This is a genomic window from Methylobacterium sp. UNC300MFChir4.1 (assembly GCF_900110155.1).
Lineage (GTDB): Bacteria > Pseudomonadota > Alphaproteobacteria > Rhizobiales > Beijerinckiaceae > Methylobacterium.
On record NZ_FOCS01000001.1, the window covers coordinates 254,711 to 273,143 of the forward strand.

An 18,433-nucleotide genomic window follows, 5' to 3' on the forward strand; every position below is an offset into this window, starting at 1 on the left:
GGCCCACGGATGATCGCGCGGGCTCCCGCGGCGTAACCTAGTGGCGAACGAGACGGCCCGCGAGGGCGCCGCGGACGAGAGCCGCGGGTGCGGCGCATCTGCCACGCCGTGGCACCCCTCGCGCCGGGCAACGGCTTTTGCGATATAGCCCGCGCCTTCCTCCAACCGCGGGACCGCATGAGCGCACTCGCCCACAGACGCTTCCTGAAGATGCACGGCGCCGGCAACGCGATCGTGGTGCTGGACCTGCGCGGCTCCGCGGCGAAAGTCCGGCCCGAGGAGGCGCGGGCGATCGCCCAGGATCCCGGCTCGACCTTCGATCAGCTGATGGTCCTGCACGATCCCGTGAGCCCGGGCACCGACGCGTTCATGCGCATCTACAACACCGACGGTTCGGAATCGGGCGCCTGCGGCAACGGCACGCGCTGCGTCGCCTACGCGATGCTCGACGACCCGGCCATGGCGCGGCCGGCCGAGGGCGGCCGGCTCACCCTGGAGACCAAGGCCGGCCTGCTCGGAGTGCGCCGCGTCTCGGAGCGCGCCTTCACGGTCGATATGGGCCGGCCGCGGCTCGCCTGGGACGAGATCCCCCTGTCCGAGCCGTTCCCCGACACCCGGCGGATCGAGCTGCAGATCGGCCCGATCGACGACCCGATCCTGCACTCGCCGGGCGCCGTGAACATGGGCAACCCGCACGCGGTGTTCTTCGTGGAGCAGGATCCGGACAGCTTCGACCTCGCCCGGATCGGCCCGATGCTGGAGAACCACCCACTGTTCCCGGAGCGCGCCAACATCTCGGTGGCGCAGGTGACGGGCCGCGAGACGATCAAGCTCCGCGTCTGGGAGCGGGGGGCCGGGCTGACGCTCGCCTGCGGCACCGCCGCCTGCGCCACCGTGGTGGCCGCCTCGCGCCTGCGGATGATCGGCCGGCAGGCCAGCGTCGCGCTGCCGGGCGGCGAGCTGTTCGTCGAGTGGCGCGCCGACGACCACGTCCTGATGACCGGTCCGGTCGCGCTCGTCGCCGAGGGGACCCTGGCGCCGGAGCTGTTCGACAGCGCGGCCTGATGGCGGTCGAGACCCTCACCTTCGGCTGCCGCCTCAACACCGTCGAGTCCGAGGCCCTGCGGGCCCACGCGGCTGCGGACGGGCGCGACCGGGTGGTGGTGAACACCTGCGCGGTGACCGCCGAGGCCGGGCGGCAGGCCCGCAAGGCGATCCGGCGCATCGCCCGGGAGCGGCCCGGCGCCGAGATCGTCGTCACCGGCTGCGGCGCCGAGGTCGAGACGGAGGCCTACGCGGCCATGCCGGAGGTCGCGCGCCTCGTCGGCAACGCCGAGAAGCTGCGGCCGGAGGGCTGGTCTGCGGCCGCGACCGGCCCGGGCGCCGTCATGGCGGCGCGAACGGCCGAGCCGACGCGGGTCGAGGCGGTCGCCGGGCACACCCGTGCCTTCGTGCCCGTGCAGAACGGCTGCGACCACCGCTGCACCTTCTGCGTGATCCCGTTCGGGCGGGGCGTCTCCCGCTCGGTGCCGGAGGCGGACGTGATCGCGCAGGTCGAGACCCTCGTGGCCCGGGGCGGGCGCGAGGTGGTGCTGACCGGCGTCGACCTCACCGCCTACGGCCGCGACCTCCCCGGCCCGGCCCCGTCCCTCGGCGGCCTCGTGCGGGCGATCCTCCGGGCGGTGCCCGACCTCGCGCGCCTGCGCCTGTCCTCGATCGATTCCGTCGAGGCCGACGACGCCCTGCTGGCGGCGATCGCCGAGGAGGAGCGGCTCATGCCGCACCTCCACCTGTCGCTGCAGGCCGGCGACGACCTGATCCTCAAGCGCATGAAGCGCCGGCACCTGCGCGCCGACGCGATCCGATTCTGCGAGACCGTGCGGCGGCTGCGGCCCGACATCGTACTCGGCGCCGACCTGATCGCGGGCTTCCCGACCGAGACGGAGGCGCAGTTCGCCCGCTCCCTCGACCTCGTGGCGGAATGCGGCCTGACGCACCTGCACGTCTTCCCCTATTCCCCGCGCCCCGGGACGCCGGCCGCGCGCATGCCGCCGGTTGCGCCGAACGTGATCCGTGCGCGGGCGACGCGGCTGCGCGAGGCGGGTGCGGGTGCCCTGCGGCGGCACCTCGACGCGCAGGTCGGGCGCCGCCTGACGGTCCTGGCCGAGCGAGGCGGCGTCGGGCGGAGTGTGGATTTCACGGCCGTGCGGCTGGCGGCCGATGAGGCGCCCGGGACGTTCCACAGCATCGCCATCGCCGGGCACGACGGGGCGCGGCTGATCGGCGCCTAGCGCCCGGTCTTTCTGGCCTGTCACGCTCCGTGCCGGCCCCGAAAGGACGGATGCGGTCCAGGCGCATGTTCAATCGTGCCCGCCGCCGTCTTTGCGAGCGGAGCGAAGCAATCCAGCGGCGCCAGGTCTCCCGATGTCGCGCTGCCCTGGGTCGCTTCGCTGCGCTCGCGATGATGCGAGGCTCACGCGCCCATCGTCGCCACGGCTTCGGCGATGTGCGGTGGGGGCGGCGCCGTCACCGTGATGGCCTCCCGTTTAGGATAAAGCGGGATCGACAGCGCCCGCGCGTGGAGGTGCAGCGTGCTCCCGCGGGGGGCGCCGCCGTAGACCGCGTCGCCCAGGATCGGCCAGCCGGAGGCGGCGCAGTGGACCCGGAGCTGGTGGGTTCGGCCGGTGACCGGCTTCAGCTCCAGCCAGGTCCGCCCGCCGGCGCGGCCGAGCACCCGCCAGTGCGTCAGCGACGGGTCCCCCGCGGGGTCGGCCTTCATCCACCACGAGCGCGGATCGTCCGAGCGGCGGGCCAGCGCCAGGTCGATGCTGCCTTCCTCCTCGGCGGGACCGCCGGCCACGATCGCCCAGTAGGTCTTGTCGACGGCGCTGCCGGAGAAGAGCTTTCCGAGCCGCGCCAGAGCCTTGGCGTGGCGGCCCAGCGCGAGGCAGCCGGAGGTGTCGCGGTCGAGCCGGTGCGCGGCCTCCGGCCGGCGGGGCAGGCCGAACCGGAGCGCGTCGAGGTGGTCGGTGAGCGTCTCGCCGCCGCGGGGGCCCGGATGGACCGGCAAACCCGCCGGCTTGTCGATGACGAGCAGCAGGGCATCGCGGTAGAGGAGGCGCGCGCCTATGTCGAAGGCGTTGGGCATCCGGATCGGCTAGAGGGTCGGTGTCGGCGGGGCAAGGTGGGGCGAGGACGCGATTTCATGGCGAGCGAGGAGAAGCCCGGCTGGTTCGGACGCCTGTTCGGGCGCAAAGGCCAGCCCGCGCCCGAGGACAGAGCCGAGGATCAGGCCGAGGACAAGCCCGAGGCCGAGCTTCCGGCCGGGGCGGCCTCGCCCTCCGAGGGGAAGCCGGACTTCGCCACCGCCGCGGAAGATGTCACGCACGTCCCGCTGCCGCCCGAGGAGACCGGGGAGCCGGTCCCGGACGCGGTCGAGGGCGCGGACCTGCTGCCCGTGGAGGGCGAGCCGGAGCGTCCGCCGGCCGGCACCGCCGGTGACGATCCCGCGCACGGCGCCGACCCGGTCGATACGGGTGATATGAACCGCGAGCCGGTGGTGGAGCCGGCTGCCGAAATGCAGCCCGAGATTCAACCCGATTCCCAGCCCGACATCCAGCCGGTCGACAGCGCCGCGGCCCTCGCGTACGACGCAGGCGCCGGGCCGGACCGCGAGCCGGAGGCCAAGGGCTGGTGGAGCCGCCTCACCTCCGGGATGAAGCGGACCTCGTCGGCGCTATCCGACCGGGTCACGGGCCTGTTCACCAAGCGCAAGCTCGACGCCACGACCCTTGAGGATCTGGAGGACGCCCTGATTCAGGCCGATTTCGGCCTGGAGACCGCGATGCGGGTCTCGGAGGCTGTCGGCAAGGGCCGCTACGAGAAGGGCATCTCGCCCGACGAGGTCCGGGCGATCCTGGCCGCGGAGGTGGAGCGGGCGCTGGAGCCCGTGGCGGTGCCGCTGACGATCGACGCCGCCCGGAAGCCCTTCGTGATCCTGACGGTCGGCGTGAACGGCGCCGGCAAGACCACGACGCTCGGCAAGCTCGCCTCGAAGCTCCGGGCGGAGGGGCGCACCGTGATGCTCGCGGCCGGCGACACCTTCCGCGCGGCGGCGATCGACCAGCTCAAGGTCTGGGGTGCGCGCACCGGCACGCCGGTGGTGAGCGGCGCGCAGGGGGCGGACGCGGCGGGCCTCGCCTTCGACGCCCTGAAGCAGGCGGGCGCCGCCGGCACCGACGTGCTGCTGATCGACACCGCCGGCCGGCTCCAGAACAAGGCCGGCCTGATGGCCGAGCTGGAGAAGATCGTCCGCGTGCTGCGCAAGCAGGACCCGGAGGCGCCGCACGCCACGCTCCTCGTCCTCGACGCCACGGTCGGCCAGAACGCGCTCAGCCAAGTGGAGCTGTTCTCGCAGGCCGCGCCGGTCTCGGGCCTGGTGATGACCAAGCTCGACGGCACCGCCCGGGGCGGCATCCTGGTGGCACTGGCGGCGAAGTTCGGCCTGCCGGTGCACTTCATCGGCGTCGGCGAGGGCGTGGAGGATCTGGAGCCCTTCGCGGCCCGCGACTTCGCCCGGGCGATCGCCGGGCTGGAGAAGGATTAGGCGGCGGCCGCCCGCCGATCTTCGGTGCGCGATGTCATGGACATCGCCCGCTCCGCGTTACACACACCCTGGCGAATCCCGTCCGACGCTCTCAGCCTACCGTGAGCGCCGCAGCCGAGCCAACCGAGCGTATGCAGATCGAATCCGTCCCCCCGCACCGCCACCTGCCGCCGCTCGTGAAGCTGGCGCTGGAACTCGGGCCGCTGGTGCTGTTCTTCCTCGGCAACGCCTATTCCGAGAAGTTCGGCGTCGCCCCGGACCAGAAGCTGTTCGTGGCCACGGGCGTTTTCATCGCGGCGACCGTGGTGGCTCTGGTGATTCACTACGTGATGGTGCGCCGCCTGCCGATCATGCCGCTCGTGTCCGGCGTGGTGGTGGTGGTGTTCGGCGGCCTGACCCTGGCGCTGCAGGACAAGACCTTCATCATGGTCAAGCCGACCATCGTGAACGCCCTGTTCGGCACCGTGCTGCTCGGCGGCCTCGTGTTCGGGCGCTCGCTGCTGTCGGTGGTGCTCGACTCGATGTTCAGCCTGACCGACGAGGGCTGGCGGAAGCTCACCTTCCGCTGGGGCGTGTTCTTCTTCGTGCTGGCGGCGCTCAACGAGCTGGTCTGGCGGACCCAGACGGAGGATTTCTGGGTCAACTTCAAGGTGTTCGGCATCATGCCGATCACCGTGCTGTTCGCCCTCGCGCAGACGCCGCTGCTCACCCGCTACGAGCGCAAGAAGGCGCAGCCGGAGGCGTGACGCCTACTCCGCCGCCGCGACCTTGCCGGCCGCGCGGATGCGGGCGAGCACGCTGGAAAAATTCTCCGGCGTGAGGATGCCGACCAGCTTGTCGCGGATCACGCCGTCGGGCCCGATGATGAAGGTCTCGGGCACGCCGTAGACGCCGAAATCGATCGCCGCGCGGCCGCCGGCATCGGCTCCCACCGCGCTGAACGGGACGCCATGCCGGGTCAGGAAGCGCTGGCCGGCCTCGGGGTTCGGCTCCTTGTAGTCGATCCCCACGAGCCGGATGCCGGGCTCCTTCGCCAGCCGCATCAGCATCGGGTGCTCCACCTGGCAGGGCGCGCACCACGAGGCGAAGACGTTGAGCACCGTGATCTGGCCCTTGAGGTCCGCGCTCGACAGGCCGGGCACGGGTGCGCCGTTGGCGATCAGCCCCGGCACGGCGGGCAGGTCGAAGCGCGGGACCGGCTTGCCGATCATCGCGGAGGGGAGGGCGGCCGGGTCGGCGCCGGAGCGCAGGCGCAGGAACAGCACGGCGGCGAGCGCCGCGAAGACGAGCGCCGGCAGGATCAGCAGCAGCGAGCGGCGGACCGGCGGTGTCCGGCCGGCGGTGTCGTCGAGGGGCGCGCTCATCGCCGGTCCTCGCCGAAGCCCCTGAGGGCGCGCCGCTGCGCCCGGCGGTCGCGCAGGGCGTTGCCCACGAGGGCGACCATCACCAAAGCCGTGAACGCGTAGGCGGCCAGGATGAAGCCGCCGTGAGACCCGAGATCCATCGCGGTCCTCCTAGACCGGCTGCCCGACCGGCATCGCGGCCGGTGTCGGGGTGAGGCGCGGCTGGGCGCGGTCGAGGCGCTCGGCCTCGCGGATCGTCAGCGTCCGCACCCGGCGGCGCATGATCTCGGTGCGCATCGCGTAGAGGTGCAGGGTCATCCCGCCGAGGGTCGCGGCGGCGATCATGACCAGCAGCGGGTGGAGCATCGAGGGATCGATGGTGGAGCCGCCCATGCGCAGGATCGAGGCCGGCTGGTGAAGGGTCGACCACCAGTTCACCGAGAACTTGATGATCGGCAGGTTTACGGCACCGACCAGCGTCAGGATCGCGACCGCGCGGGCGGCGCGGTTCGGATCCTCCAGGGTCCGCCACAGGGCGATGATGCCGCAGTAGATCAGCAGCAGGATCAGCATGGAGGTCAGGCGCGCGTCCCAGACCCAGTAGGTGCCCCACATGGGCTTGCCCCACAGCGAGCCGGTCACGAGGCAGATCAGCGTGAATGCGGCCCCAATCGGCGCGGCCGCCCGCTGGGCGACGTCGGCCAGCGGGTGGCGCCAGACCAGGGTTCCGATCGCCGACACGCTCATCGCGCCGTAGAAGAACACGCCGAGCCACGCCGCCGGGACGTGGATGTACATGATCCGCACCGTCTCGCCCTGCTGGTAGTCGGGCGGCACCACGAAGAAGGTCTGGTACAGGCCCAGGGCCAGCACGCCGAGGGACAGGGCCGTCAACCACGGCACGAGCGCCCCCGACCACCGCATGAAGTGGCTGGGGTTCGACAGGCGGGTCCAGAGGGAAGGCGTCATCGCGGCAGCTGTCTCGGACATCGTGGAAGCGGTCTAGCCTAGGGTGCGGTGCAGCAACAATGCGGGTCGGCGGCGCAGGCGGCGGGGGTGCCGCAATGGCATCGTGCGCCGGGCCGGACCCCGTCGGGCCTTCGGATCCGAAAAGCTGCTGTACGACTGCGCCAACGACGAGCCGTCTTCCTGAGACGTCCGCGACGCACGCGCTCTTCCGCACGGGAGCGGGGACCCGCGCCACGCCCGCACGTGTTCGACGATGACGCACGTCCGCGGCCGCGGCTTTTCGCGTCCGAGCCTTGCGCATCGCGGGCGGATTGCGCATATAGATGTGAACAAAAAGAGAACGAAAGAGCGTCCCCGATAAAAGCTGTGGACGACGCGACCTCACCCTGACGGACCGAGCGCCCCATGCGAACCGCCGACAAGCAGATCGCCGACATCCTCGTCCGCTACGGCGAGCCCTTCGGGGGCAACGTCTGGCGCGTCCAGGGGACCGCCGTCATCTACCACAAGACCCTGGAGCGCATCGCCGCGCAGGCCGGCATCGTCTTCGAGCCGCCGACCGTCATCCGGGCCGAGCGCGACGAGGCCGTGATTCTGGTGACCGGCCGGCTGCCCGGCGCGAAGCCCGGGACCGAGCGGGTCGAGTGGTCCATGGGCGAGGCGCTGGTCAACGTGAACTACCGCGTCTCGGGCAAGCAGGCGGCCTACGTCTACGCCATGGCCGAGAAGCGCGGGAAGGACCGCGTCATCCTCAAGCTCATCGAGCTGCACGGCCTCGTCTACTCCGAGGAGGAGGCCGACGAGTTCCGGGCACACCAAGTCCCGGTCCGGGCCGTCGACGAGGATTTCGAGGAAGCCCCCGCCTTCGACGAGGTCACCGAGGCCGAGGGCGACCTCAAGCGCCGCATCGACGAGGCCGAGACCATCAACGCGGTCACCGACCTGATGCTGGACGGCGCCACCCAGGCCGTCCTGGCGACGATGCCGCCCGGCACCCGCGACGAGGTGCGCGACTACGCCAAGGCCCGCCTCGTGGCGCTGGGCTGGCCGAAGCGCGCCGGACGCCGCAGCGCCGCCTGATCCCGCTTCCCACCCCCACCGAAGGAGACCGCCATGCATCGCGCGACGAGCCGCCGCACCATGAAGGCCCGCCGGGATTACCACCGCGGCTGGAGCATCGAGACCCTGTCGTACAGCCCGACGCGGATCGTCCGCCTCGGCGCCGAGAAGGTCGCGATCCTGTTCCCCCCGGTCGAGCCCGGCGCGGCTTGGCAGCTCTACCCGCATCCCGACACGTTCCCGGGGCTCAACTTCGAGGGGCTGCCCGAGCCGCTGCGCCCAGAATTCCTCGCCTTCCCGGACCTTCCGGAGGTCGAGCGGTTCCTCGGCATCCGCGACGCCGAGCCCGCCGCCCTCGCGGCGTGACGCGGGCGCTCAGGGGGCCGGCCACGGCGCGCCGCGATGGAGCGCCTCGGCCTCGTCGGTGAAGGTGCCGTCGGGGCTGTGCAGGACGAGGGGCGGCAGCAGGCTCGGCAAGGCGCGGCTGCCGCGGGTCGCCGCGATCAGCACGCGGATCGCGGGCGCGTCGCCGCGGGGATGGACCGGGCGGATCGCCAGCCCGCCGTAGCGGCCCCGCAGGGCGTCGAGGCAGGCCGGGAGGGCGTCCGCCCGGTGGATGAGGCCGAGGCGCCCGCCGGGCCGCAGGATCGCCGTGCAGGCGCGGATCCAGGCGTCGAGATCGCCGCCTGCGAAGGTGTGGGCGGCGGCGCGGCCCGGATGCGGCGAGGCGCGGTGATCGCCGGCCGCGAAGAACGGCGGGTTGGTGAGCACGACGTCGAAACTGTCCGGCAGCAGACCGGCGGCGCGGCGTTCCGCCGCGGGGGCCAGCACGTCGGCGACCACGATCCGCGCGTCGATGCCGTTGAGGGCCGCGTTGGCGCGGGCCAGATCGGCAAGCGCCGGGTCGCGCTCGACCAGGGTCGGCCGGAGCCCCGGCGCCAGGGCCGCGCAGGCGAGGCCGACGGCGCCGGTCCCGGCGCCGACGTCGCAGAGCCGGTCCACGGCCCGCGGCGCGAGCAGCCGGGCGAGCAGCACCGCGTCGGTCCCGGCGCGGTGCGCGCCCCGCGGCGGCTGGTGCAGGCGCAGGCGGCCGCCGAGGAAGGGATCGGCGCCGCTGTCGGCCTCGGCGGTCACGGCTGGCGCAGCTCGTGGGCGATGCCGGCATCGGTCAGCAGGCGGCGGGCCTGGGCCTCGTGGTCGCGCGGCACGAGGAGGCGCTGACCGAAGACGCCGATCGACCCCTCCATCAGGCTCATGTGACTGTCGGCCACGAGGACCGGGATCTCGGCCGCCTCGAGGACCGAGCGGGCGAACCCGATCAGCACGACGTCGTTGGCCCGGATCAGCTCGATCATCGCGGCGCGGCTCCGGAACAGGCGGGGATCGGCGGTTTCGTCGCGTGAGATCCGCGCTGGCGACACCCCATATCCGGTCGGCGACGATGTTGCGGCGCCGCGGGGCGCGTGCGAAGGGATCGCCCGCCCCCTACGGGGCGACCGGTCTGGAGGTCACGGATCTTGGGTATGGCCCTCTCCATCGAGAATCCGAAGCCCGAGGCGGAGGCGGGGCTCAACGACCTCGTCGCGCTGGTGGCCGACGGCATGGCGCGGGTCAACACCACGATCCTGTCGCGGACGGGATCGGACGTGGCGATGATCCCCGAGGTCGCCAACCACCTGATCGCCTCCGGCGGCAAGCGCCTGCGCCCGATCCTGACTCTGGCTTGCGCCCGGCTCTGCGGCTACGCCGGTGCCACCGACGGCGACGTGAAGCTCGCCGCCAGCGTCGAGTTCATGCACACCGCCACGCTCCTCCACGACGACGTGGTCGACGAGAGCGACATGCGGCGCGGCCGCGTCGCCGCCCGGATCAAGTGGGGCAACGAGGCCTCCGTGCTGGTCGGCGACTTCCTGCTCGGCCAGGCCTTCCGGATGATGGTCGAGGTCGGCTCGCTCAAGGCGCTCGACATCCTCTCGGCCGCCGCCACGGTGATCGCCGAGGGCGAGGTGATGCAGCTCACCAACGCCAAGAACCTGGAGACCGACGAGGCCGCCTACCTCGCGGTGATCCGCGGCAAGACCGCCGAGCTGTTCGCCGCCGCCTGCGAGGTCGGGCCGGTGCTCGCCGGCCGGCCCGAGGCCGAGCAGGCGGCCGCCCGGTCCTACGGAATGAATCTCGGCATCGCCTTCCAGCTGATCGACGACGTGCTCGACTACGGCGGCACCTCCGCGGAGCTCGGCAAGAACGTCGGCGACGATTTCCGCGAGGGCAAGATCACCCTGCCGATCGTGCTGGCCTATCGCCGGGCCAGCGAGGGCGAGCGCGGCTTCTGGCGGCGCACCCTGCAGCAGGGCGAGATCGGCGAGACCGACCTGGAGACCGCCCTCGACCTCCTGCAGCGCCACGGCGCCCTGGAGGAGACCGTGGCCCGCGCCCACCATTACGGCGCCGAGGCCCGGGCCGCCCTCGACATCTTCCCGGACGGGCCCGTCAAGGCGGCGCTCCTCGGGGCCGTCGAGTTCTGCGTGGCGCGGGCGCGCTGAGGGCGGGCGCCCTCGGCTCCCGCGTCGACGGCCACCGACCTCCGCCAGCTTGACGGCGCGCGTCGGCCTCACCGCGTCACGGGCCCGAGGGCCTCGGTGAGGGCGGGGGCGAGGTCCCGCAGCTCCGCGAGATGCGCGTCCGTGAGGGTCCGCAGCAGGGCCTCGGCGCGCGGCGTCAGCGACAGCTCGCTCCGCCGCCTGTCCTCGACGGCGCGGGTCTTGGTCAGCAGGCCGGCCTCCACCATGCGGGACACCAGCTCGGCCGCGCTGTGGGGGGCGATGAGCAGCTGCTCGGCCAGCAGGCCGACCGTGGCGGGCGCGCGCCCGACGTAGCCCGCGAGCGTCAGCAGCGCCTGATGCTGCTGCGGCGGCAGCCCCTCCCGGGCCGCCGCGGCCTCGCTGAACGCCAGGAAGCGGCGGAGACGGAATCGGAAATCCGCCAGCGCCGCGTACTGCTCCCGCGACAGTGCCGCCGTTCCGGGGGCATCGGCCTCCATGATCGCCTCCGTGGTGAATCTTCCGAGCCGCCGATGCTGCGTCGTATCGGCAGTCCTGTCCCGGCTGCAACGGTCGAGCCATTGTCGAATATATCGGATCACGACATAAGTGCCGCCGCGAGGAAAGGAGGCCCTGATGATCGGCGGGACTGGGAGCGGAAGCGCGGACGGCAGGCCGTTGCGCCGGGCGCTGGGAGATTTCAGCGCGGACCGGCGGGTCCTGACGCTGGCCGGCATGGCGGTCGTCACCGGGACCGCCGCCAGCGGCACAGCCTGGATCCTGCTCACGCTGATCGGCCTCGTGACCAACCTCGCGTGGTACGGCCGGCTCGACACCGACCTGACCTCCCTGGCCGGCGCGGCGCCGGGGCCCTGGATGGTGGCGATCCCGGTGATCGGGGCGCTGATCGTCGGCGCCATGGCGCGCTACGGCTCGGAGAAGATCCGCGGCCACGGGATCCCGGAGGCGATGGAGGCGATCCTGATCGGCGGCAGCCGGATGTCGCCCAAGGTCGCCGTGCTCAAGCCGCTCTCCTCGGCGGTGGCGATCGGCACCGGCGGCCCGTTCGGCGCCGAGGGGCCGATCATCGTGACGGGCGGCGCGGTCGGCTCGCTCTTCGCCCAGTTCTTCCATCTCAGCGCCGCCGAGCGGAAGACGCTGCTGGTGGCGGGCGCGGCGGCCGGCATGACCGCCATCTTCGGGACGCCCGTGGCGGCCGTGCTGCTCGCCGTGGAGGTTCTGCTGTTCGAGTGGCGGCCGCGCAGCCTCGTCCCGGTGACCGTCGGGGCGGTCACCGCGGCCTGCTGGCGGCCGGCTCTGTTCGGCGCCGGCCCGCTCTTCCCCTTCGCCGACAATCCGGCCCTGCCCTGGTGGGGGCTGCCCGCCTGCGCGCTGCTCGGGGTCACCTGCGGCCTGATCTCGGGGGCGCTGACCCGGGCGCTCTACGCGCTGGAGGACGGTTTCGGGCGGCTTCCCCTCCACTGGATGTGGTGGCCCGCCCTCGGCGCCGTCGTGGTCGGGCTGGGCGGCCTCGTGGAGCCCCGGGCGCTCGGCGTCGGCTACGACGTCATCCACGACCTGCTCTCCGGCCACATGCTGGCGAGCGCTGTCGTGCTGATCCTCGTGGTGAAGGCGGTGATCTGGCTCGCCGCCCTGTCGTCGGGCACGTCCGGAGGCGTGCTCGCGCCGCTGCTGATCCTCGGCGGCGCCGTCGGCTGGCTGATCGGCCTCCTCTTGCCGGGCGCCCACGGCTTCTGGGCGCTCATCGGCATGGCGGCGATGCTCGGCGGCACCCTGCCGGCGCCGCTGACCGGCGTCGTCTTCGCCGTCGAGGTGACCGGCGACGTCGCCGCCCTGGCGCCGCTGCTCGCCGCCACCATGGCGGCCTACGCGGTGACCGTGCTCCTCCTCAAGCGCTCGATCCTGACCGAGAAGATTGCCCGGCGCGGGCAGCACGTGACCCGGGAATACGGGATCGATCCCTACGAACTCGCCCAGGTCGAGGCGGTGATGACCCGCACGGTCGAGACCCTCGACGCGGACCTGCCCCTGGCCGACGCCCTCGCGGCGATCGAGATCGGTGCCCACCACGCCTATCCGGTGGTCGACGGCGCGGGCCGGCCCGTGGGCCTCGTCTCGCGCAGCGACGCCCTGCGCTGGACCCTGGAGGAGCGCGACGGCGAGGCCGAGGTGGGCACCCTCGGCGAGCGCGTCTCGGACGCCGATCTCGCCGTCGTCCATCCGGGCGACGTGGTCTCGCACGCCCTCGACGTGATGCTGTCGGCCGGGCAGGGGCGCCTGCCGGTCACCGATCCGCGCACCGGCGGCCTCGTCGGGCTTCTGACCCGAAAGGACCTGCTCCAGGTGCGCGCCACCGTAGTTCGGGCCGAAGCCGAGCGTCGCGCGTTCTACCGGAAGGGGCGGGGTGAGCGGCGCGCGCGGATAGAAGCATGACCCTGGACCTGCACCGTCCCGGCCGGACCACCCGCCTCGATCGGCTCGCGCCGGGCAGCGTCTACCTGATCGCCGGCCGGGACGGCCCGGATCTCGCCCTCGTCGTGCAGCGTGAGGGACGTCGGGAGGCCCTGCTACTGAACCGCCGTCACGCGGTCGATGGCCACCTGCGGGTCGCGTCCGAGATCGCTCCCGAGGCCGACGTGCTGGCGCTGCCGGGGGCCGTCCTGGCGCCGAGCGGCGCCCTCGCGGACGTCGCCCTCGGCGTCACCGCCGCTCCGGCCGCGCTCCACATCGGCGAAGGCCGGGCGTATCTGCGCGGACGCATCTCGGACGGCCGACTCGCGACCTTCGATGTCGGGACCGGTCGGGCCAGCGCGATCGATCCCGGCGACCTGCCGCGGGCGGGCGGCTGGCGCGTGATGGTGCCCGAGGGCCGCGGCGTCGTGACGGTGTACGAGGCGGAGTCCGGCTGAACGCCGCCCGCGGGCCGGGTCAGCGCAGGAAGGTCGGCGCCACCCACCATCCCGGATGGGCGGCGCGCAGGGCGGCGGCGGCCCGGACGGCCGCGCGCCGGTCGGCGAACAGCGCGAAAACGGTCGCGCCGGAGCCCGACATCCGCGCGAGGCGGCAGCCCTGGGCGCGGAGGGCCGCCAGCGCGTCGCCGATCACCGGCGCCACGGACAGGGCCGGCGCCTCCAGATCGTTGCGGGCCCCGGCCAGGGCCCGGAGCAGCGGGTCGCTCGCCATGGCCCGCGGGATCGTCGGGTGCGGCGCGCCCGCGAGATCCTGGCCGACGCTCAGGCCCAGCGCCTTGAAGACCGGGGCGGTGGGCACCGGAACGCCGGGATTGATCAGCACCGCGGGCAGCGGTGCGAGGCCGAGGGCCGGCCCGATCGCCTCGCCCGCGCCGCGCATCATCCGGGCCCGCGGGTCGAGGCAGACCGGCACGTCGGCGCCGGTCTCCCGCGCCACCGCGCCGACGGCCTCGTGGTCGAGGGGCAGCCCGTTGAGGCGCGCCAGCAGGCGCAGGGCCGCGGCAGCGTCGGAGGAGCCGCCGCCGATCCCCGCCGCGACCGGCAGGCGTTTCACCAAGTGGAAGGCGCCCAGGCGCAGGCTCGGCACCCGGGCGGCGAGCCCCCGGGCGGCCCGCAGGACGAGGTTGTCGTCCGTCGGGCCGGCGGGGCCGGCGGTGGGGCCGCTGACGGTCAGGCTGAGCGGTGCCGCGGGATCCAGCGTCAGGCGGTCGGCCGTGCCCGCGAAGGCGACGAGGCTCTCGAGCACGTGGTAGCCGTCACCGGCGCGGCGGCCGAGGACGTGGAGCGTCAGGTTGACCTTGGCGGGGGCGCGATCGGCGAGCAGGGTCACAGGGTCTCGGTCGGGTCGTGGCGATGTGTCCCGAGGCTCTACAGGCTCGCGGCCCGGAACAACAGCTCAGCTGCCGCCCCCGCCGAACACCCGGCGCGGCCGGTCGGGCCGGGCGTCGTTCGGGCGGATCACGGTCAGATCCTCGGCGAGGTCGACCAGCCCGTCGCGTCCCGCGAGGCTCGACAGGGCGCCGGAGCGTCGGAGCCTCAGGATGCGATGGTCCGCCAGGGGGCACGCCGCCGCCGATCCGCGCGGACCGGGACGCGCCGGCCTGCGGCTTGGGCGCCGCGCGATGGAGTCCGGGCCGTAGTGCCGGCGGATCCGATCCTCTAGGCTGTCGCGCATCATGGCGTTCACCGAATCCGTCGCCGCGGCGCTCCCGTGCCAGCGCCATCTCTTCGAGATGCCCGCCGACGTCAGCTACCTCGACGCCGCCGCCTGGTCGCCGCTGCCGCGGGCCGTGCGCGCGGCGGGCGAGGCGGGGATCCTGGTCAAGAGCCGTCCCTGGGACCATCCCCGCACGGCGGTCCCGCCCTGGGCCGAGCGGGCGCGCGCTGCGGCCGCCCGGCTGATCGGCGCCGGCGCGGACGAGATCGCGATCGTCGGCGCGGTCAGCCACGCCATGGCGGTGGCCGCCCGCAACCTGACCCTGAGGCCGGGCGGGCGCCTGCTCCGCGTAGCCGACGAGTTCCCGTCCCTGTGCTTCGCCTTCGATCGGCTGGCCGACCGGCAGGGTCTGGTGGTGGAGGAGGTGCCGCGCCCCCCGGACGGCGACTGGACCGCGGCGGTCGCGGCCGCGATCGACCGGCCGGGCGCCCCGCCGCTCGCCCTCGCCACCCTGACCCCGCTGCACTGGACCGACGGCAGCCTGATCGACCTCGACCGGCTCGCTCCCTCGGTCCACGCCGCCGGCGCGGCCCTGGTGATCGACGCCACGCAGGCCGTGGGCGCCGTGCCGGTCGACGTCGCCCGGTGGCGCCCGGACTTCCTGGCCTTCCCGACCTACAAGTGGGCTCTCGGACCGTACGGTCTCGCCTTCCTGTACGCAGCGCCGCACCGGCAGGACGGGGCGGCCATCGAGGAGAATATCGGGAACCGCCCCCCGGCCGCCGGTGCCCGCCGCTACGACCGGGGCGAGCTCAACGATCCGGTCGTGCTGTTCATGGCCGTGACCGGGCTGGAGCAGATCGCCCAATGGGGCGTGCCGGCCGTCGCCGCCCGGCTGCGCGGGCTGACGGACCGCTTGGCGGACGGGGCCGCCGGCCTCGGCCTGGCGCCGTTGCCGGCTGCCCTGCGGGCGCCGCACATCCTCGGTCTGCGGCCGCCCGCGGGTCTGCCGACGGGCCTCGTCGATCGCCTGCAGCGGGACCGGGTCTACGTGAGCGAGCGCTCCGGCGCGCTGCGCATCAGCCCGCACGTCTGGGCGGACGAGGACGACCTCGCGCGCTGCCTTGCCGCACTGTCCGGGGCCTTCCGGGGGATCACCTGAGACGGTCCGGAAACGGACGCTCCGGCATGAGCGCCGGGCCGGGAGCGAGTCGCGAGACGATTGCGCGCCGCCGACCGCTTCCCGGCGCCGGCGCCCGGCCCGCGCGCCCACACGGAGACCGTCCACCCCCACATGACCGATTCGATGCCGCGTCCCGGTGATCGGCTCCGGCTCCCGGGCGCCGGCCGCCTCCGCCTGCCCGGACCGATGCGTGCCGTCCTGTCGGGGCGGTTCGCCGTGATCCTGTCGGGCGAGCTGACCCAGAGCCTGTTTCACTTCCTCCTCAACATCCTGCTGGTGCGCGCGCTCGGCGCGCACGATTACGGCCTGTTCGCCATCGTCTTCGCGGTCGGGGCGGTCGGCATCACCTACATCCGGGCCCTGGTGGCGGTCCCGGCGACGATCCACGTCGCCCGGAGCCTGGGGCGTCCGGCGGCGCTCGGCTACGACGTGATGTTCGGCTCGGGCGCGGTGCTGGTCTCCGGCCTCATGGCGGTCGCCGTCGGCCTTCTGCTGATCCCGGTGATCGGCCTCGGCGCCCTCGCGGCCGGGGCCTTTGTGGGCCTCTACGCCTTCCGCAGCTACCTGCGGATCGTGCTCCTCGCCCGCGGCCGGCCCCGGATCGCCGGCCTGAGCGACCTGGTCTACGCGGTCTGCGGCGGTCTCCTCGTCGCGCGCTGGCTGAACGGGGAGGGCACGGCCCTTCTCGATCGGGCCTTCACGGCGATCGCGCTCGCGCACGCGGTCGCGATCGCGGTGGCCTACGCGGCGCTGCGCGAGCGGATCCGCTTCTCGCTGCACGCGCGGGCGCGCGCCCGCTACCGGGCCATCTGGCGGACCCTCGCGTGGTCGCTCGCCGGCGTCACCAGCCTGACGGTCCAGGGTCAGGGGCTGACCCTGCTGCTGGCGCTCCTGGCCGGGCCCGCTGCCTACGCGCCGATCGCCGCCACGATCGTGCTCTACGCGCCGCTGCGCATCCCCGCGAGCGCGCTGCTGAACATGATCCTGCCCGAGATCAGCCGGTTGCTCGCGGCCGGGCAGGTCGACGCCGCCCGCCGGCTCGTCGTCCGCAACGGAATCCTGCTCGGCAGCGCCTGTCTCGCCTACGGGGCGGTGATGGCGGCCGCCCTGCCGCTGATCGAGGACATCCTGTTCAAGGGTCGGTTCGCCGCGCAGCCGATGGGCTGGATCGGGCTCGGTGTCTGGGCGGTGGTGACCGTGTCGCTGCTCTACGCGATCCCGCGGGCCTATCTCGAGGCCTCGGCGGCGTTCCGGACCATCACGGCGGGCGCGGTGGCGAGCGCCGCCCTCGGGATGGCCGTGATGGTGCCGGCGCTGCTGCTGCTGCCGCCCGCCACCGCGCTCGCCGGCCTGCTGGCCTCCGAGGTTGCGACGCTGGTCTGGTCGGTCTCGGCCTTCCGGACCCTGGCGCGGCGCCCGGGACCGGCGCGACCCCTCGGCGCCGCGTGACCGGCCCGCCGCTCAGCGCAGCGCGAGCAGGGCCGGCGCCAGTCTCCGCAGCGCCGGCGTCCGGCTGTAGACCCAGAGCGGATTGTGCTGGACCACGTCGGTGCACAGGCCGCGCTTGAACTCGAAGACGGGCCGGTTCGCCGCCGGATCGATGCCGCCGAAATCGAAGACCCGGCAGCCCTCCGCCTTCGCCCGCTCCACGAAGCGCCAGACCGCGAGGGTCGCGGCGCCTGTCGCGCGGGCCCGCTCGTTCGAGGCCGTGTAGAAATCCGTGCAGCGGCTGTCCGACAGGTGCGCGATTCGCACGAGGACGCGCCGTCCGTTCTCGCGGACGTCGAGGAACAGCAGGTGCGCGTCCTCGGCCGCGATGTCGCGGTAGGCCTGCGGCTGCAGCGTCGTGGCGAAGCCCTTGCGCTCGCGCAGGGCCGCGAACATCGCGGTGAAGTCGTCGAAGGCTTCGAGGCGCTCGGCCCTGTCCTCGAGGAAATGCGTCGTCACCTCGGGGTTGCGCTCGGCCTTGCGCAGGGCCTTGCGCCAGCGCGGCTCCATGCCGGCCTGGATGGCGTCGAGATCCTGGGTCAGGTCGAGTTCGAGGGTGTGGTCGGGCGCGCCGATCACCGGGGCGAAGCCGTGCATCAGCAGCGCCAGCGTCGCGTCGCGGGTCTCGAACTGCTCGTAGTCGACGGCGAGGACGTCGAGCCGGCCGAGCGCGAGGTGGTCGATGAACGCGGCGAACACCGCCTCCGCGCGGTGCGCGCCCGCGGCGGTCAGCAGCGGGCCGCCCTGGACGTGGATGAACCGCGCCGGCCCCTTCCGGCGCGTCTGCCACTGGACGAAGGCGAGGTCCGCGCCGTCGCCGGACACGACCGCCCGCCGCACCTCCAGGCCGCGCCGCGCCTTGTAGGTGCCCCAGGGGCTGCCGCAATAGATGTTGGCGCCCGGGCAGGCCCAGACCCGCCGGTCCCAGTCCAGGGCATCCGCGGTCTCCTGAACCGCGAGCTTGGCCGCCATGTCGCTCCTCGTCCTCGCGCCCCGTCCCGGCCGGGCAGGGGTTCCCGCGCCGCACGCCTCATCGGCCAGGCGCCACCGCATTGCATCCTCGCGCGGCCGATCGTCCACAGGGTGACGGTGGCCG

General features: G+C 73.6%; 21 protein-coding genes. 11 read left to right on the forward strand and 10 right to left on the reverse strand.

What is annotated here, in order from left to right; translation table 11 throughout:
- Positions 1-177: 177 nt before the first annotated feature.
- Together dapF and mtaB are read left to right on the forward strand one after the other, a co-directional pair.
- Entirely contained in the window at positions 178-1,065 is an 888-nt protein-coding gene (dapF, locus tag BMY19_RS01230; RefSeq protein WP_091679253.1) for a diaminopimelate epimerase, read from the forward strand.
- Positions 1,065-2,291 (forward strand): tRNA (N(6)-L-threonylcarbamoyladenosine(37)-C(2))-methylthiotransferase MtaB, encoded by a 1,227-nt coding sequence (gene mtaB, locus BMY19_RS01235; protein WP_100250632.1) that lies wholly within the window; start codon positions 1,065-1,067, stop codon positions 2,289-2,291. The genes dapF and mtaB overlap by 1 nt, the downstream gene beginning before the upstream one ends.
- A gap of 182 nt (positions 2,292-2,473) precedes the next feature.
- On the opposite strand, the gene BMY19_RS01240 is transcribed toward mtaB, so the two are convergent.
- Positions 2,474-3,148, reverse strand: a complete 675-nt coding sequence (locus tag BMY19_RS01240) for an RluA family pseudouridine synthase (RefSeq protein ID WP_100250633.1) — start codon at positions 3,146-3,148, stop codon at positions 2,474-2,476.
- A gap of 57 nt (positions 3,149-3,205) precedes the next feature.
- On the opposite strand from BMY19_RS01240, the gene ftsY reads away from it, so the two are divergent.
- Positions 3,206-4,606 carry a signal recognition particle-docking protein FtsY gene (gene ftsY / locus BMY19_RS01245; protein WP_100250634.1) on the forward strand — a complete coding sequence of 467 codons (1,401 nt, stop codon included), beginning with the start codon at positions 3,206-3,208 and terminating at the stop codon, positions 4,604-4,606.
- 131 nt (positions 4,607-4,737) lie between these two features.
- Entirely contained in the window at positions 4,738-5,352 is a 615-nt protein-coding gene (locus BMY19_RS01250; protein ID WP_100250635.1) for a septation protein A, read from the forward strand.
- Positions 5,353-5,355: 3 nt separating this feature from the next.
- Here the strand turns inward: BMY19_RS01250 and BMY19_RS01255 are convergent, their stop codons facing one another.
- From BMY19_RS01255 to BMY19_RS01265, 3 genes are read right to left on the reverse strand one after another with little or no spacing between them, the layout of a single operon-like run.
- Entirely contained in the window at positions 5,356-5,970 is a 615-nt protein-coding gene (locus tag BMY19_RS01255) for a DsbE family thiol:disulfide interchange protein (protein WP_100250636.1), read from the reverse strand.
- Entirely contained in the window at positions 5,967-6,110 is a 144-nt protein-coding gene (ccmD, locus tag BMY19_RS01260; protein WP_100250637.1) for a heme exporter protein CcmD, read from the reverse strand. Before ccmD ends, BMY19_RS01255 begins: the two co-directional genes overlap by 4 nt.
- Before the next feature lie 10 nt (positions 6,111-6,120).
- Entirely contained in the window at positions 6,121-6,918 is a 798-nt protein-coding gene (locus tag BMY19_RS01265; protein WP_100250638.1) for a heme ABC transporter permease, read from the reverse strand.
- A 405-nt stretch (positions 6,919-7,323) separates the two neighbouring features.
- Between BMY19_RS01265 and BMY19_RS01270 the strand changes: the two genes are divergently transcribed.
- Together BMY19_RS01270 and BMY19_RS01275 are read left to right on the forward strand one after the other, a co-directional pair.
- Positions 7,324-7,998 carry a hypothetical protein gene (locus BMY19_RS01270; RefSeq protein WP_056531636.1) on the forward strand — a complete coding sequence of 225 codons (675 nt, stop codon included), beginning with the start codon at positions 7,324-7,326 and terminating at the stop codon, positions 7,996-7,998.
- A gap of 33 nt (positions 7,999-8,031) precedes the next feature.
- Positions 8,032-8,343, forward strand: coding sequence for a hypothetical protein (locus BMY19_RS01275; protein ID WP_100250639.1), 312 nt, complete (start codon positions 8,032-8,034; stop codon positions 8,341-8,343).
- A 9-nt stretch (positions 8,344-8,352) separates the two neighbouring features.
- Here BMY19_RS01275 and BMY19_RS01280 read toward each other — a convergent pair whose 3' ends face one another.
- Positions 8,353-9,111 (reverse strand): tRNA1(Val) (adenine(37)-N6)-methyltransferase, encoded by a 759-nt coding sequence (locus tag BMY19_RS01280; protein WP_100250640.1) that lies wholly within the window; start codon positions 9,109-9,111, stop codon positions 8,353-8,355.
- Complete coding sequence (locus BMY19_RS01285) at positions 9,108-9,332, reverse strand: putative signal transducing protein (RefSeq protein ID WP_026604550.1); 225 nt, start codon at positions 9,330-9,332, stop codon at positions 9,108-9,110. Before BMY19_RS01285 ends, BMY19_RS01280 begins: the two co-directional genes overlap by 4 nt.
- Positions 9,333-9,500: 168 nt before the next feature.
- On the opposite strand from BMY19_RS01285, the gene BMY19_RS01290 reads away from it, so the two are divergent.
- A complete protein-coding gene (locus BMY19_RS01290) occupies positions 9,501-10,520 on the forward strand; it encodes a polyprenyl synthetase family protein (RefSeq protein WP_100250641.1) in 1,020 nt (339 codons plus the stop codon).
- A gap of 68 nt (positions 10,521-10,588) precedes the next feature.
- Here the strand turns inward: BMY19_RS01290 and BMY19_RS01295 are convergent, their stop codons facing one another.
- A complete protein-coding gene (locus BMY19_RS01295; protein ID WP_100250642.1) occupies positions 10,589-11,017 on the reverse strand; it encodes a MarR family winged helix-turn-helix transcriptional regulator in 429 nt (142 codons plus the stop codon).
- 136 nt (positions 11,018-11,153) lie between these two features.
- Here BMY19_RS01295 and BMY19_RS01300 point away from each other — a divergent pair, with 136 nt between their 5' ends.
- Together BMY19_RS01300 and BMY19_RS01305 are read left to right on the forward strand one after the other, a co-directional pair.
- Positions 11,154-12,971: a chloride channel protein gene (locus BMY19_RS01300; protein WP_100250643.1), complete on the forward strand. Its 1,818-nt coding sequence runs from the start codon at positions 11,154-11,156 to the stop codon at positions 12,969-12,971.
- The gene (locus BMY19_RS01305) at positions 12,968-13,447 is read left to right on the forward strand and encodes a hypothetical protein (protein WP_100250644.1); all 480 of its coding nucleotides are present in this window, start codon (positions 12,968-12,970) and stop codon (positions 13,445-13,447) included. The genes BMY19_RS01300 and BMY19_RS01305 overlap by 4 nt, the downstream gene beginning before the upstream one ends.
- 19 nt (positions 13,448-13,466) lie before the next feature.
- On the opposite strand, the gene BMY19_RS01310 is transcribed toward BMY19_RS01305, so the two are convergent.
- Together BMY19_RS01310 and BMY19_RS01315 are read right to left on the reverse strand one after the other, a co-directional pair.
- The gene (locus tag BMY19_RS01310; RefSeq protein ID WP_100250645.1) at positions 13,467-14,339 is read right to left on the reverse strand and encodes a 4-(cytidine 5'-diphospho)-2-C-methyl-D-erythritol kinase; all 873 of its coding nucleotides are present in this window, start codon (positions 14,337-14,339) and stop codon (positions 13,467-13,469) included.
- 66 nt (positions 14,340-14,405) lie between these two features.
- Positions 14,406-14,687 carry a hypothetical protein gene (locus tag BMY19_RS01315; RefSeq protein WP_100250646.1) on the reverse strand — a complete coding sequence of 94 codons (282 nt, stop codon included), beginning with the start codon at positions 14,685-14,687 and terminating at the stop codon, positions 14,406-14,408.
- Between BMY19_RS01315 and BMY19_RS01320 the strand changes: the two genes are divergently transcribed.
- Together BMY19_RS01320 and BMY19_RS01325 are read left to right on the forward strand one after the other, a co-directional pair.
- Positions 14,686-15,828 (forward strand): aminotransferase class V-fold PLP-dependent enzyme, encoded by a 1,143-nt coding sequence (locus tag BMY19_RS01320; RefSeq protein WP_100250647.1) that lies wholly within the window; start codon positions 14,686-14,688, stop codon positions 15,826-15,828. The two genes, BMY19_RS01315 and BMY19_RS01320, sit on opposite strands and share 2 nt — an antisense overlap.
- Before the next feature lie 132 nt (positions 15,829-15,960).
- On the forward strand, positions 15,961-17,298 hold the full coding sequence (locus BMY19_RS01325) for an MATE family efflux transporter (protein WP_244534801.1): 1,338 nt from the start codon (positions 15,961-15,963) through the stop codon (positions 17,296-17,298).
- Between the two features lie 12 nt (positions 17,299-17,310).
- Here the strand turns inward: BMY19_RS01325 and BMY19_RS01330 are convergent, their stop codons facing one another.
- Positions 17,311-18,309 carry a lipid II:glycine glycyltransferase FemX gene (locus BMY19_RS01330; RefSeq protein ID WP_100250648.1) on the reverse strand — a complete coding sequence of 333 codons (999 nt, stop codon included), beginning with the start codon at positions 18,307-18,309 and terminating at the stop codon, positions 17,311-17,313.
- Positions 18,310-18,433 lie beyond the last annotated feature (124 nt).